The sequence below is a fragment of the Luteibacter mycovicinus genome, assembly GCF_000745235.1.
GTDB lineage: Bacteria > Pseudomonadota > Gammaproteobacteria > Xanthomonadales > Rhodanobacteraceae > Luteibacter > Luteibacter mycovicinus.
The window spans coordinates 2292595-2305725 of the sequence record NZ_JQNL01000001.1; the positions used below are offsets into that span (position 1 = coordinate 2292595).

At 65.8% G+C, this 13131-nt stretch carries 16 protein-coding genes; 1 reads left to right on the plus strand and 15 read right to left on the minus strand.

Features of this window, described 5'->3' with window-relative positions:
* Positions 1-122: 122 nt before the first annotated feature.
* The 14 genes from rbsB to FA85_RS10305 form a co-directional block, all read right to left on the minus strand.
* Complete coding sequence (gene rbsB / locus FA85_RS10240) at positions 123-1058, minus strand: ribose ABC transporter substrate-binding protein RbsB (RefSeq protein ID WP_036108991.1); 936 nt, start codon at positions 1056-1058, stop codon at positions 123-125.
* A 20-nt stretch (positions 1059-1078) separates the two neighbouring features.
* Positions 1079-2023: an ABC transporter permease subunit gene (locus tag FA85_RS10245; RefSeq protein ID WP_036108990.1), complete on the minus strand. Its 945-nt coding sequence runs from the start codon at positions 2021-2023 to the stop codon at positions 1079-1081.
* A 1-nt stretch (position 2024) separates the two neighbouring features.
* Entirely contained in the window at positions 2025-3512 is a 1488-nt protein-coding gene (locus FA85_RS10250) for a sugar ABC transporter ATP-binding protein (RefSeq protein ID WP_036108989.1), read from the minus strand.
* Positions 3512-3910 (minus strand): D-ribose pyranase, encoded by a 399-nt coding sequence (gene rbsD, locus FA85_RS10255; RefSeq protein WP_036108987.1) that lies wholly within the window; start codon positions 3908-3910, stop codon positions 3512-3514. Before rbsD ends, FA85_RS10250 begins: the two co-directional genes overlap by 1 nt.
* Positions 3910-4803, minus strand: coding sequence for a ribokinase (gene rbsK / locus FA85_RS10260; RefSeq protein WP_036108986.1), 894 nt, complete (start codon positions 4801-4803; stop codon positions 3910-3912). Before rbsK ends, rbsD begins: the two co-directional genes overlap by 1 nt.
* A 122-nt stretch (positions 4804-4925) precedes the next feature.
* Positions 4926-5279 (minus strand): gamma-butyrobetaine hydroxylase family protein, encoded by a 354-nt coding sequence (locus tag FA85_RS10265; protein ID WP_036116873.1) that lies wholly within the window; start codon positions 5277-5279, stop codon positions 4926-4928.
* A 10-nt stretch (positions 5280-5289) separates the two neighbouring features.
* Positions 5290-5907: a hypothetical protein gene (locus FA85_RS10270; protein ID WP_036108984.1), complete on the minus strand. Its 618-nt coding sequence runs from the start codon at positions 5905-5907 to the stop codon at positions 5290-5292.
* A gap of 39 nt (positions 5908-5946) precedes the next feature.
* Positions 5947-7287 (minus strand): ATP-dependent protease ATPase subunit HslU, encoded by a 1341-nt coding sequence (gene hslU, locus FA85_RS10275; RefSeq protein ID WP_036108981.1) that lies wholly within the window; start codon positions 7285-7287, stop codon positions 5947-5949.
* 5 nt (positions 7288-7292) lie between these two features.
* Positions 7293-7826, minus strand: coding sequence for an ATP-dependent protease subunit HslV (gene hslV, locus FA85_RS10280; protein ID WP_036108979.1), 534 nt, complete (start codon positions 7824-7826; stop codon positions 7293-7295).
* Between the two features lie 86 nt (positions 7827-7912).
* Positions 7913-8824, minus strand: coding sequence for a tyrosine recombinase XerC (locus FA85_RS10285; protein ID WP_036108973.1), 912 nt, complete (start codon positions 8822-8824; stop codon positions 7913-7915).
* Positions 8821-9507 carry a DUF484 family protein gene (locus tag FA85_RS10290; protein WP_036108969.1) on the minus strand — a complete coding sequence of 229 codons (687 nt, stop codon included), beginning with the start codon at positions 9505-9507 and terminating at the stop codon, positions 8821-8823. Before FA85_RS10290 ends, FA85_RS10285 begins: the two co-directional genes overlap by 4 nt.
* A 93-nt stretch (positions 9508-9600) precedes the next feature.
* Positions 9601-10428: a diaminopimelate epimerase gene (dapF, locus tag FA85_RS10295; protein WP_036108966.1), complete on the minus strand. Its 828-nt coding sequence runs from the start codon at positions 10426-10428 to the stop codon at positions 9601-9603.
* A gap of 6 nt (positions 10429-10434) precedes the next feature.
* Positions 10435-10656, minus strand: coding sequence for an LPS translocon maturation chaperone LptM (gene lptM, locus FA85_RS10300; RefSeq protein ID WP_036108964.1), 222 nt, complete (start codon positions 10654-10656; stop codon positions 10435-10437).
* Positions 10657-10700: 44 nt separating this feature from the next.
* Positions 10701-11171 carry a GNAT family N-acetyltransferase gene (locus FA85_RS10305; RefSeq protein WP_156108665.1) on the minus strand — a complete coding sequence of 157 codons (471 nt, stop codon included), beginning with the start codon at positions 11169-11171 and terminating at the stop codon, positions 10701-10703.
* Positions 11172-11389: 218 nt separating this feature from the next.
* Between FA85_RS10305 and FA85_RS10310 the strand changes: the two genes are divergently transcribed.
* On the plus strand, positions 11390-12874 hold the full coding sequence (locus FA85_RS10310) for a RimK family ATP-grasp domain-containing protein (RefSeq protein ID WP_036108961.1): 1485 nt from the start codon (positions 11390-11392) through the stop codon (positions 12872-12874).
* A gap of 6 nt (positions 12875-12880) precedes the next feature.
* Here the strand turns inward: FA85_RS10310 and FA85_RS10315 are convergent, their stop codons facing one another.
* On the minus strand, positions 12881-13099 hold the full coding sequence (locus FA85_RS10315) for a hypothetical protein (protein WP_036108958.1): 219 nt from the start codon (positions 13097-13099) through the stop codon (positions 12881-12883).
* Positions 13100-13131 lie beyond the last annotated feature (32 nt).

Below are 13131 nucleotides of genomic sequence, written 5' to 3' on the forward strand. Positions count from 1 at the left end.
CGCGAAAGGCCTACAGGGCGATGAAGCCATGCCGCCGCCTCACCGCCCTGCAGGCCTTTCGCGCGCAGGGCGCGCTCCTACCGAAGGAAAAAAGAACGGGCCATCGGCCCGTTCTTACTGGCTTATTCTTTTGTCAGAAGCTTCAGCGGCACCGCGATCGACTTATCGACCGTCTGCTTGTCGATCAGCTTCTTCGCCGTTTCGACGCCGAGCTTGCCGATCTCTTCCGGCTGCTGCGCGACCGTAGCGGCCATGCTGCCGTTCTGCACGGCGGTCTTGCCGTCCGGCGTGCCGTCGAAGCCGACGACCAGCACCTTCTTGTTCTTGCCGGCCAGCGCCTGCACCGCACCGAGGGCCATTTCGTCGTTCTGGGCGAAGATCGCCTGGACGTCGCTGTTGCCCTGCAGGAGGTTCTCGCTGACCGAGAGGCCCTGCGCACGATCGAAGTTGGCCGGCTGCTGCGCGACGACCTTCATGCCCGTGGTGGCGATCTCGTCGTCGAAGCCCTTGCCGCGCTCACGTGCGGCCGAGGTGCCTGCCACGCCCTGCAGCTCGATGATGTTGCCCTTGCCGCCAAGCGCCTTGGCCAGGTAATCGGCCGCCATCTTGCCGCCGGCGATGTTGTCGGACGCGATGTGCGACGCGACTTCGGCGCCGTCGACGCCACGGTCCAGCGTGATCACCGGAATGTTCGCGCGCTGGGCGGACTGCACGGCGCCGGCCAGAGCCGAGGAATCGGTCGGGTTAAGCAAGATGACCGAGACGCGTTTCTGGATCAGGTCTTCCACCGACGAGATCTGGCGGGCCGGATCGTCCTGCGCGTCGACGACGACCAGCTGCACGCCGGCGTCCTTGGCGGCCTTTTCGGCACCGTCCTTGAGTTCGACGAAGAACGGGTTGTTCTGCGTCGACAGCGCCAGACCGACCACCGGGGTGCCGGAGGGTGCGGCGCCGCCGGCCGTGGAAGCCGCCGCCGGAGCGGATTCGCCCGGACCCTGCTGGGAGCAGGCCGCGAGCAGCGTGGCCGCTGCCGCGGCGAAGAATGTGAGCTTACGCATGGTGTGTTCCCTCGTTGGTATTACTGCCGCCTGTCGAGCAGGACGGCGATCAGGATGACGATGCCCTTCACCACCTGCTGGTAGAAAGAGCTTACGCCGAGCAGATTGAGACCGTTGTTCAGGAAGCCGATCAGCAGCGCGCCGACCAGCGTCCCGAACAACCAGCCGCGGCCGCCGGCCAGGCTGGTACCACCGAGAACCACGGCGGCAATGGCGTCCAGTTCATAACCCGCACCGGCCGTGGCCTGCGCGGAATACAGGCGCGAGGTAAGCACCACGCCCGCGAACGCGGAGAGAAGACCGGACAGGCCGTAGATCGCCAGCTTCATCGGCGAGATGCGCACACCCGACAGGCGCGCCGCTTCTTCGTTACCGCCGATGGCCACGACGTGACGACCGAACACCGTGCCGCGCAACAGGAACGCGCAGACCACGAAGGCGACGAACATCCAGATCACCGGCAGCGGGATCAGGTTGGCGACGTAACCGCCGCCGAGCAGTGCGAAGCCCTGGTTGGTGACGGGGATCGGACTGCCCTGCGTATACGAGAGCGTAAGGCCGCGCAGGAGGGTCATCGTGCCGAGCGTGGCGATGAAGGGCGCGACCTTGCCCCACGACACCAGCACACCGTTGATGATGCCCAGCACCAGGCCGAGCCCGAGGCCCGCGCCGACCGCCAGCACCATGCCGTGCCCCGAGGCCATCAGGCCCGCGGTGACGGCGCCGGTAAGCGCGAGGATGGCACCCACGGACAGATCGATGCCGCCGGCGAGGATCACGAACGTCATGCCGAAGGCGATCAACGCGTTGATCGAGACCTGACGCAGTACCGTGAGCAGATTGCCGGTGGAAAGGAAGTCGGGACTCATGATTGAGAGCACGACGAAGAGCAGGAGCAAGCCGATCACCGAGCCCAGACGCTGCATCAGCGTCATCGCACGGCTCCAGTTGAGTTGAAGCGTCATTTCACTTGCCTCCGGTCGCGGCGGTCATTACGGCTTCCTGAGTGGCGCCGTGGGCTTCGAGCAAGGCTGTCGCCTTTCCTTCGTGCATGACGAGGATGCGATCGCTCATGGCGAGCACCTCCGGCAGTTCCGACGAGATCATGAGGATGGCTACGCCCTGTTCCGCGAGTTGATTGATGATGTGATAGATCTCGGCCTTGCCGCCGACGTCGACGCCGCGCGTGGGTTCATCGAGGATGAGCACCCGCGGTTTCAACGCCAGCCACTTGGCCAGCACGACCTTCTGCTGGTTGCCGCCGGAGAGCGCACGGACATCCAGCTCCATGTCGCGCGTACGGATCTTCAGCGCGTCGATCAGACCGCGCGTCTGTTTCTTCTCACCCGGGCGATCGACCAGTCCCGCGTGCGCGGGAACGCGCGGCAGGCTGACGTTCTCGCGCAGGCTCATGTCGAGGACGAGGCCCTGGGCCTTGCGGTCTTCGGTGACGAAACCGAGGCCGGCCTGGATCGCCTCGGTCGGCGTCTTTGGTGTCACGGTGACGCCGTCGAGCGACACCTGGCCCGACCCGGTCTTGTCCAGACCGAACAGCAGGCGCGCAAGCTCGGTGCGTCCCGCACCGAGCAGGCCGGCGACGCCGAGCACTTCGCCCGCGTGCAGGTCGAAGCTCACGTCCTTCACCATACCGCCCGAGAGGTGCTCGACCTTCAGACGTACCTCGCCGATCTTCGGCGTGCGCGCCGGGAAGCGTGCGTCGAGCGTACGCCCGACCATCATCTTCACGACCTCGTCGAAGGCCAGGCCCGGCACGTCGCGCGTGCCGACGAACTGACCGTCACGCAGGATCGAGATGCGGTCGCACAGCGCGAAGATTTCTTCCATGCGATGGGAGACGTAGACGATGCCGGTGCCCTGCTCGCGCAGCTCGCGGATCAGCTTGAACAGCGTATTGGTCTCGCTTTCGGTAAGCGCGGCCGTCGGCTCGTCCATGATCAGCACGCGTGCGTTCTGGCCCAGCGCGCGGGCGATCTCGACCATCTGCTGCTGGCCGACCGACAGTCGCTCGATGCGCGTGTCCGGATCCAGTCGGGTCATGCCGACGCGCGCCAGCCATTCCATCGCGCGCTTCGTCATCGCCTTGCGATCGAGCAGGCCGAAACGCGAAAGCTCGCGTCCGAGGAAAAGATTGTCCGCGATGCTGAGCGCGGGAATCAGGTTCAGTTCCTGGTGGATGATCGCGATGCCGTACTTCTCGGCCTCGGCGGGCGAGGTGATCGACACCGCCTGCCCGTCCACGTCGATGCCGCCCTGGTCGGGCGCGTAGATCCCCGTGAGGATCTTCATCAGCGTGGACTTGCCGGCGCCGTTCTCGCCCATCAGCGCATGGACTTCGCCGCGGACGAGTTCGAAGTCGACGCCTTCGAGCACCTTGACCGGACCGAAGGCCTTGTGGATGTCGTGCATCCTGACCAGTGGCGGGGATGCACTCATCAGAAGGTCACGCCCGCATGCAGGATCACGTTGGCGTACGGCGCCGTTTCCCCCGTGCGCACGACGGCGACCGCGCGCGCGGTCAGGCGCTTGAAGTCCTCGTGGCTCACTTCCGAGCGCGTCACGCCCTGATTCGCCAGGCGCCCGACCAGCGCGACGAGCGCGGGATTCTTCTCGTGGATCTCGCTGGCGACCGTCACGGCCTCCACCGCCAGCTCCGCATAGATCGCATCGAAGACCTGCGCGAACGACGGCGTACCCGGCAGCACGGCCAGGTCGATGCACGGCACGCCGTGCGGCACCGGCAGGCCGACATCACCGATCACCAGCGTGTCGGTATGGCCCATCGCGGCGATGATGCGGTTGAGTTCGGCATGGAGCAGCCCGCTGCGTCTCATCAGTGTGTCTCCAGGAATGCCGTGACCTCGTCGAGGCGCGGCATGCCGCCCTGGGCGCCCAGGCGCGAGACGGCGATCGCGGCGGTGGCGCAGGCTTTGCGCACGGCCACGTCGAGACCCTCGGCGAGGAACACCGCGAGCGCGGCATTGAAGGTGTCACCGGCGCCGGTGCTGTCCACCGCGTCGACCCTGAAACCGCCCTGATGGCGCGGCTCGTCGTCCTTGTCACGGAACCACGCGCCGTCTTCACCACGGGTCAGCACGACCGGGCAGGGAGCGAGACGCATCAGTTCACGGAAATCGGTATCGCCCGGCTGGCCGAGCACCATCGCGAGTTCGTGCTGGTTCGGCGTGAGAAAGCGCACGCGCGACAGCCACTCGACCGGCAGCTTCTGCGCGGGAGCGGGATTGAGAATGATCGCAACGCCTTCCTCGTGCGCGATGCGCAGCGTGGCTTCGACGGCGTCCAGCGGAATCTCCAGCTGTACCAGAACGGCGTCGGCGCCGCGGATGAGCTCGCGGGCGGCTTCGACGTGCGCAGGGGTGACGCGGCCATTGGCGGCGGGCACGACGACGATCTGGTTCTCGCCACCGGCGACCGTGATCGACGCGGTACCGCTGCCGATCCCGTCGATGCGGGTGACGTGGCTGACATCGATGCCCTCGGCGACGAGACCGTCGTAGAGCTGCTCACCGAACGCGTCGTCGCCCACGCAGCCGACCATGCTTACCGATGCGCCGAGGCGCGCGGCGGCCACCGCCTGATTGGCGCCTTTGCCACCGGGGATGGTGAGGAAGCGTTCGCCGGTCAGCGTTTCGCCCGGCGCGGGAAAGCGCGGCGCAAGCGTGACCAGATCCATGTTGATGCTGCCGACGACAACGATTCGCGTCATGCCTCAAGTGCTCCGGATGGTGACTGCGGAACGTCCGTTGTTTCGCCAGGGGATGGGATGGCGCGCAAATATACGCCTTTACGCGCGTGTGTGGCTTTCACGCGCGTGCTTTCCATCCTCCGCTACCGGGAGAGGCCTCTGGAGTCGAGTTCGGCGAGGTATGCAGGCCACGAGGTGTCGTAGGCACGGCCGAGGTCGTACAGCGTGTCCCAGCCGAAAATACCGCTGGCATGGCCGTCGTCGAAGCGAATCAGGACGCCATAGTGACCAGTGGGCTCAAGGGCGCTGATGCCGACGTGACGCTTGCCGTGCACGAGCACTTTCTGTCCGGGACCGTGGCCCTGGACTTCGGCGCTGGGGGAATTGACGCGAAGGTACTCGCAGGGAAGTTCGAACCGCTCGCCGTTGTCGAAGGTGACTTCGAGAAAGCGCGAGGCGGCGTGGAGAACGATATCGACGGGTCGCGGGCGTTGCATGGGCTGGTCGCTAGTGAGCGCGACCAAACCCATCGCCCGTACCCTGCTCCAGCGGCGGCGGATCGCCCGCCACAGCCAGCAGGGACGTCGCGTAAGCGTCTTCCATGCTCACGGTCGACACTTCATCCCACGAGAAGAACGACGGCTCACGCAGCCATTCCGCGTCGGGAGTGATCTCCTGCATGTTGAAGCCTTCGTCGTCGGCGCTGACCAGCCGGCCGATGTAGCAGACCTCGGACTCGTCTTCGCTGTCCACGTGCACGCCGATCACTGGCGCGTGAGCCGAAGCGGCCTTGACCACCTGCGCGATGTCGTCGAGCGGGAAATCCGCCGGCGGCGTGGGCTTGATGCCCTTCAGCGCGAGCGCCTTTTCGAGGAAGCCGGCGTGTTTATCCGGCGCCTCGAATTCGGAGATGTCGCGGTGCCGCATGATGTACATGCCGTCGTAGCTGACACCGTCGCCGATGACCCACAACAGGAAGAACTCGCGGCCGACTCCGCCGACATAGCCGCAGAAGCTGCCGTGCTCGAGTTCGCCGCGCCACAGACGGATCAGCTGCTGCGAGTCCTGCGCTTCACGCAGGCTCGCACGCTGACCGTTGGTTTTGAGTTGAATAACCTTGCCCATATCGGTCAATAGTTTACCAGAGGGGGGCGCCCTCGATGTTTAGAGGATGTAACGGCTCAGATCCTCGTCCTTGACCAGCGACGAGAGGTTTTTATCGACATATTCGGCGTCGATCAGATATTTTTCGCCGGACTTGTCGGCCGCTTCGAAAGAAATTCTCTCGAGCAGGCGCTCCATCACCGTATGCAGGCGGCGGGCGCCGATGTTCTCCGTGCGCTCATTGACCTGAAACGCCACGTCGGCGAGGCGATCAACACCGGTCTCGGTGAACTCCAGCGTGACGCCTTCGGTTTGCAGCAGCGCAACATACTGCTTGGTCAGCGCGTTGTTCGGCTCGCGCAGGATCCGCTTGAAATCCTCCACCGACAGGGCGCTCAACTCGACGCGGATCGGCAGGCGACCCTGCAGTTCCGGGATCAGATCCGACGGCTTGGCCAGCGAGAACGCGCCCGAGGCGATGAAGAGGATGTGGTCGGTCTTGATCGCGCCGTACTTGGTCGAGACGGTCGAGCCTTCCACCAGCGGGAGCAGGTCGCGCTGTACGCCTTCGCGGCTCACGCCCGCGCCGCCCCACTCGGAGCGCTGGGCCACCTTGTCGATCTCGTCGATGAAGACGATACCGTTCTGCTCGGCGATGTCCACGGCGCGGCTGCGCAGTTCTTCGTCGTTGAGCAGCTTGCCGGCTTCTTCCTCGACCAGCAGCGGACGCGCGGCACGGATGGTGAGCTTGCGCTTCTGCGACTTGGCGCCGCCCAGGTTCTGGAACATCTTGCCGAGCTGCTGGCTCATCTCTTCCATGCCCGGTGGGGTCATGATCTCGACGCCGACGTTCATGGCGAAATCCAGTTCGATCTCGCGGTCGTCCAGCGCGCCTTCGCGCAGCTGCTTGCGCAGCTTCTGCCGGGTGTCGCTGTCGATGGCCGTCACGTTGGAGCCGGTGTCGTCCCAGCCGGATGCCGCCTGGCGTCGCGGCAGCAGCGCGTCGAGCAGGCGATCCTCGGCGGCGTCCTCGGCCTGGCTGCGCACACGGCTCTTCGCCTGGTCGCGCACCAGCTTGTACGAGACATCGGCCAGATCGCGGATGATCGACTCCACGTCCTTACCGACATAGCCCACTTCGGTGAATTTGGTGGCTTCGACCTTCACGAATGGCGCATTGGCCAGCGTGGCCAGGCGACGGGCGATTTCGGTCTTGCCCACGCCGGTCGGGCCGATCATCAGGATGTTCTTCGGGGTCACCTCTTCGCGCATGCCCGGTTCCAGCTGCATGCGGCGCCAGCGGTTGCGCAGGGCGATGGCGACGGCGCGCTTGGCGTCGTTCTGGCCGATGATGAACCGGTCCAGCTCGTTGACGATCTCGCGGGGAGTGAGTTCGGACATGGGCCTCAGAGCTCTTCGATCGATGTGTTGTGGTTCGTATAAATGCAGATGTCGCCAGCGATCTTGAGCGCTTTTTCGACGATCGTGCGTGCATCCAGCTCAGTGTTTTCCATCAGGGCCAGCGCGGCGGACTGCGCATAAGGGCCACCGGAGCCAATGGCGATCAGGCCATGCTCGGGCTCGAGGACGTCGCCGTTACCGGAGATCAGCAGCGACGCCTCCTTGTCGGCCACGGCCAGCATGGCTTCGAGCCGGCCGAGGCGACGGTCGGTGCGCCATTCCTTGGCCATCTCGACGGCGGAGCGGGTGAGATTGCCGCCGTGCTTGACCAGCTTCTCCTCGAACAGCTCGAATAGGGTGAAGGCGTCAGCCGTGGCGCCGGCGAACCCGGCCAGGACGTCGCCCTTGCCGAGGCGGCGCACCTTGCGGGCGTTGGCCTTCATCACGGTGTTGCCGAGGGTGACCTGTCCGTCACTGCCGATGACGACCTTGCCGTCGCGGCGGACGCAGACGATGGTCGTGGCGTGCATCGGTTCCATAGTGCGTTCCTTGGGGGAGTCGGCAAGAGGTGGGGCCGCAGGGGGCCCGACCCAAGGCGTGAAGAGCTCGCGCGCATGGCGCGCTCCTACCCTTTGCGTTTCGCCCGTGGATGCGCCGCGTCGTAGACCCTGGCCAAATGCTGGAAATCGAGGTGGGTATAGATCTGTGTGGTGGCGATGTCCGCATGGCCGAGCAGCTCCTGCACCGAGCGCAGGTCGCCGGAGGACTCGAGCATGTGGCTGGCGAAGCTGTGCCGGAGCATGTGCGGGTGCACCCGTTTGGCCTGCCCGCTGGAGAGCCTGGCCAGGCGGAGCTGGACCGCCCTCGCCCCGATCGCGGCACCGCCCCGGCCCTTGAAGACGGGATGCTCCGGGCCCGCCTCACCCAGCGCGGCGAGCGCCTTCAGCGCGGCGACGGCAAAGCGGCCCACCGGCAGGATGCGCGTCTTGTTGCCCTTGCCGAGCACGCGCACCTGCCCGTCTTCGAGATCCAGGTCGCCCCAGCGCAGGCCGCAGAGTTCCGACAGGCGCAGGCCGCTCGAATAGAACAGCTCCATCATCGCGGTGTCGCGCGGGGCCAGCGAGCCGCCGAGGTTGGTTTCGACCAGCTCCTTGGCCTCGTCGGCGTCCAGCACGACGGGAAGCTTGCGCCTGACCTTCGGCCCGCGGACGCCCAGCGCCGGGTCGTGGGCCAGCTGCCCTTCCCGGGTGAGGTAACGAAACAGCGTGCGGAACGCGGAAAGAAGCCGCTGCAGGCTGTTGGGCTCCAGGCCCTTGGCCTGCTTGTTACCTTTCTCGGGCAAGGGCCGGTGCAGCCGTGCGATCAGTGTGCGAAGCCGGTCGGGCGTGAGGGCATCGAACGACGACAGCCCCTCGGCATCCATATAAGCGATCAGCTTGTCGAGGTCGCGCCGGTACGCGGCAAGCGTATGCGCCGATGGCACACGCTCGGCTTCGAAATGCCGAAGGAAGGCTTCGACGGCCTCGCGCGGGGTCACGCCGCCTTCCGGGCCCGTTCGATGGCCGAGCCGACCGTGGTCGAAATCATGTTGAGGAACAAGGTGCCCATGCCCGGATGGAAGCGGTCCGCGTCGGCGCTGCCGATGGCCAGGAGCGCGTCCGGGCCCACGCGCATCAACGCGGCGGAGCGCACGTCGGGTGCCGCGTCGCCGAACAGGCGGTGCAGCTTGTCCGGCGCAAGGCGGCCCGCCACCGGGTCGCCATGTTCCAGAAACGAAGCGAATTCCGGCAGGCCCGCCGTACCGCGCGGTTCGCGCAGCAGCCACGGCTCGTCCGGCAGGCCCGCAAGGTCACCGAAGAAGACGAGGCGAATGCGTTCCGACTGGAAGTCCTCGGTCAACCGGCTGACCACGTTGCGTACGGTTTCCTCGACGTCGCGTGAGCTGAGCAGTGCCAGCATCAGGCCGTGCACGCGACGCATCAGCGCTTCGTTGTCACCGGCGATACCGGTGAGGTCCTTGAGGCGGCGCTCCAGCTCGGCGTTCTTCTCGCGCAGGCCGCGCAGCTGGCGTACGGCCAGCGAGGTGGCCGGCCCGTTGCTGCTCGGCAGCGTCAGCGCGTCGGCGAGATCGGGGTAGTCGGCGAGGAAGTCCGGATGCCGCCGCAGGTAGGACGCGACGGTGGCTGGTTTGATGTCGCCGTCGATCGCGGAGTCGGTCATGGGTACTTCCTCGGTTGTTGCTGGGTAGAGCATCGCGCGCGGGGCGCGCTCCTGCGGGTGCCGGTCGCAGTGTGCCGCTTTAGCGGGCTGGCGTCACACTTCGCCTTCAAACACAAAGGCGGCGGGGCCGGTCATCCAGAGTGTATGGCCGGGGCCCTGCCACTCGATGGTCAGGGAGCCGCCGGGCAGGTCGATGCCGACGACGGTGCCGGCGAGGCCCAGCGCGTGGGCCACCGCGGCGGCCGCGCAGGCACCCGTGCCACAGGCCTGCGTCCAGCCGCTGCCCCGTTCATGCACGCGCAGGCGGATGCGGTCGGGCCCGAGGCGCTGAGCGAAGCCGACGTTGGCACCCTGGGGGAACACCGGATGGGCGGTGAGCAAGGGCCCCAGGCGATCGACGCGCGGATCCGAGACATCGTCGACGAAGACCACCGCATGCGGGTTGCCCATGGAAACCGCGCCGAAGCTGACGTCTTCTCCATCAAGCTCGACGGTGTAGGTCGCATGGGCGGGGCGGTCGAGCGGGATCGACGACGGCACGAAGTCAGGCTCGCCCATGTCCACCACGACGCGACCTTCGTCCAGCACACGGACCGTGACCGGGCCGGAGGGGCTCTCCAATCGGACGTCGGTGTCGCGCCCGATCACACCATCGCGGAACAGCCAGGCGGCCACACAACGGACACCGTTACCGCACTGCCCCGAAGGCGTGCCGTCGGCGTTCCAGATGCCGTAGTAGAAAGCGCAGGACGGATCGCGCGGCGGCTCGATGCTGATCAGCTGATCGAAGCCGATGCCGGTGTGGCGATCGGCCAGCGCGGCGATACGCGCTGCATTCGGCACGCGGCCGGCGTCTTCACGCCAGTCGACGATCACGAAATCGTTGCCGATCCCATGCATCTTGGTGAAGCGCGACGTCATGGCGAATTACTGGTGAATGACGGAGTTGAACGGTGACGACGTCGTCGAGATCGAAGCCGGCGACTCGGCCGTCGTGGTGGCGTGCGCGGGCTGCAAGCCGGCCTGCGGCCTGGCCGTGCCGGCTGGGGCGGGCGGCGGCGGAAAATACAGATTGCCCTTCTGGCCGCAACCGGACAGGCCGGCGACGGAGGCAGCGACGAGGGCAAGCGGGAGGATAAGTCGGCGCATGGGCGATTCCCCGAAAACGGCGGCCAGTATAGCCCCGGCTCCGGTCAAAGCGCCTTTTCGAAGCGAAGCGCGTCCGCGCCATCGGCGTAATACGCCGCGTACTCGCCGATCCGCTGGTAACCGAGACGCTCGTAGAGGCGGATGGCGACCGCGTTGTCCTTGCGGACTTCGAGGCGCAGTGCCCGGCAACCACGCGACCGTGCCGCTTCCTCGCAGGTCTCGACCAGCGCGGAACCCACACCCTTGCCCTGTGCCTGGGGCGTGGTCGCCAGCGAATAGAGGCGGGCGATAGTGGTGGCCTTGCGGAAGAACACTACGGCGGTACCGAGGAACCGGCGATGGTTGGCGCTGGCGACGAGCACCAGGGCGGTTTCGGAATCCAGGTGTTTGCGGTACTGGGCGCGACTCAGACGATCCTGCGCGAAACTCGATTCTTCGAGCGCGACCAGATCGTCGAGATCGCTGACTTCGGCGCGTCGAACGCGCACCGCGGCGGTAACCGGGGGTGGACGCATGCGCTTGGGGACTCCGGCGCTGGAAGGAGGGGGAAACGGCAAGCGCGGCACTGTAGACCTCGGGGTCCGGCGGATCAATGACTTTTTCATGAATTCGTTCAGGCGAACGTCGGAGGACGCCTTGTGCGTCGCGACATCGCGGCACACACTGCGGCACCGACGAAGCGAACGACTCCCGGTGGAGTCGGTACGAGGCATTCGTCGTCTGTCGAGGTCTCATGAGCCGGCTCGTCATCGTCGTGGAGAAAGCCTCGGACTGGGGCTCGTATTACCCGTCCGCGAATGTGGTCAGCGCCATGGACTATCTGCGCGAGCCCGTCGGCGGCGACGACGAACGCACCCACGTCATCAATCTCTGCCGCAGCTATAAGTACCTTGGCACGGGCTATTACGTGTCGCTGCTGGCCGAAGCGCGCGGTCACAAGGTCATTCCCTCGGTGCGCACGGTGAACGATCTTCGCCGTCGTTCGCTGTACGGCCTGGACATCGACGATCTCAACCAGAAGCTGTCCAATTTCCTGCCTGCCGGTGGCCGTGACACGACCGACTTCGGCGTGCTCGTCTATTTCGGCGAGACGGCCTATCCGGATCTGCAGGATCTTGCGAGGCAGCTGTTCGAGACGTTCCCCTGCCCGCTGATGCGTATCGAATTCGAGCGCGAGCGGGTGTGGCAGGTATCGGCGATCAAGGCGGTGGGCCTGCACACGCTGGACGATGCGCAGGAAGACGCTTTCGCGCAGGCGCTGGACAAGTTTTCGAAGAAACTCTGGCGCAAGCCGCGTGCGCGTCGTCGTTTCCGCTACGACATCGCGATGCTGGTCGATCCGAACGAAACGATGCCGCCGTCGAACAAGAAGGCGCTGAAGCACTTCATCGAAGCGGGTAAACACCTCGGGATCGAGGTGGACCCGATCGGCAAGAACGATTACCAGCGTCTGGCCGAATACGACGGCCTTTTCATTCGCGAAACCACGGCGAGCGACAACCATACCTATCGTTTTGCGCATCGTGCGGAGAAGGAAGGCATGGTGGTGATGGACGATCCGACGTCGATCCTGCGCTGCACGAACAAGATCTTCCTCAACGACCTGATGGTGGCGCGCAAGCTGGCGACACCGGCGACCGAGATCATCTACCGCGACGATGCCAGGCGTCTGCACGAGCTACCCGATCGCCTCGGCCTGCCGATCGTGCTCAAGATTCCCGATGGGTCGTTTTCGCGTGGTGTCGTCAAGGTCGAGACACGCGAGGCTCTGGAAAAAGCCGCCGGCGAACTGTTCTCGCACAGTGCGCTGCTGATCGCGCAGGAATACCTGTACACCGAATACGACTGGCGCATCGGCGTACTCAACCACGAGCCGCTTTATGCGTGCCAGTACTACATGTCGCGCGGCCACTGGCAGATCTACAACCACGGCGCCAAGGGCACGGCCAAGTCGGGCGGATTTCGGACCGTGCCCGTGCGTGACGCGCCCCCGGAAGTGGTGAAGCTCGCGCTCAAGGCGACGCAGACCATTGGCGACGGTCTCTACGGCGTCGACCTCAAGCAGGTCGGCGACAAGCCGGTGGTCATCGAGGTCAACGACAACCCGTCGATCGACGCGGGAGTCGAGGATGCCTACCTGGGCGAGGACCTGTACCTGCGGATCATGCAGGAGTTTCTGCGCCGGCTGGAGCTGAAGCGGCTGGGCATCCCGACCTGAGGCGGCTCACCGCCGAAACAGGGCCACCAGCAACGACACCGGCAACCCCGGCTTCATCGCCACCAGCACGCTGGCCGGCGCCAGCAGCAACCAGAACACCGGCGTCCAGCCCAGTGTCTCGCTATGCCCCGACAACGGGGTGACCAGCAGCACCAGGGTGCCAAGGGCCAGCCAGGCCATGGCGATCAGTGCACGGATACGGCGGGGCGAGAGCGTGTCGTTCATGGCGGCATTCCGGAAGACGAGGTGTCGAGGTG

What these genes read in the sequence shown, in the direction of transcription:
- rbsB (WP_036108991.1), bottom strand. Translation starts at nt 1,058, where the DNA reads ATGCGTAAGCTCACATTCTTCGCCGCGGCAGCGGCCACGCTGCTCGCG.
- FA85_RS10245 (WP_036108990.1), bottom strand. Translation starts at nt 2,023, where the DNA reads ATGACGCTTCAACTCAACTGGAGCCGTGCGATGACGCTGATGCAGCGT.
- FA85_RS10250 (WP_036108989.1), bottom strand. Translation starts at nt 3,512, where the DNA reads ATGAGTGCATCCCCGCCACTGGTCAGGATGCACGACATCCACAAGGCC.
- rbsD (WP_036108987.1), bottom strand. Translation starts at nt 3,910, where the DNA reads ATGAGACGCAGCGGGCTGCTCCATGCCGAACTCAACCGCATCATCGCC.
- rbsK (WP_036108986.1), bottom strand. Translation starts at nt 4,803, where the DNA reads ATGACGCGAATCGTTGTCGTCGGCAGCATCAACATGGATCTGGTCACG.
- FA85_RS10265 (WP_036116873.1), bottom strand. Translation starts at nt 5,279, where the DNA reads ATGCAACGCCCGCGACCCGTCGATATCGTTCTCCACGCCGCCTCGCGC.
- FA85_RS10270 (WP_036108984.1), bottom strand. Translation starts at nt 5,907, where the DNA reads ATGGGCAAGGTTATTCAACTCAAAACCAACGGTCAGCGTGCGAGCCTG.
- hslU (WP_036108981.1), bottom strand. Translation starts at nt 7,287, where the DNA reads ATGTCCGAACTCACTCCCCGCGAGATCGTCAACGAGCTGGACCGGTTC.
- hslV (WP_036108979.1), bottom strand. Translation starts at nt 7,826, where the DNA reads ATGGAACCGATGCACGCCACGACCATCGTCTGCGTCCGCCGCGACGGC.
- FA85_RS10290 (WP_036108969.1), bottom strand. Translation starts at nt 9,507, where the DNA reads ATGACCGACTCCGCGATCGACGGCGACATCAAACCAGCCACCGTCGCG.
- dapF (WP_036108966.1), bottom strand. Translation starts at nt 10,428, where the DNA reads ATGACGTCGCGCTTCACCAAGATGCATGGGATCGGCAACGATTTCGTG.
- lptM (WP_036108964.1), bottom strand. Translation starts at nt 10,656, where the DNA reads ATGCGCCGACTTATCCTCCCGCTTGCCCTCGTCGCTGCCTCCGTCGCC.
- FA85_RS10305 (WP_156108665.1), bottom strand. Translation starts at nt 11,171, where the DNA reads ATGCGTCCACCCCCGGTTACCGCCGCGGTGCGCGTTCGACGCGCCGAA.
- FA85_RS10310 (WP_036108961.1), top strand. Translation starts at nt 11,390, where the DNA reads ATGAGCCGGCTCGTCATCGTCGTGGAGAAAGCCTCGGACTGGGGCTCG.
- FA85_RS10315 (WP_036108958.1), bottom strand. Translation starts at nt 13,099, where the DNA reads ATGAACGACACGCTCTCGCCCCGCCGTATCCGTGCACTGATCGCCATG.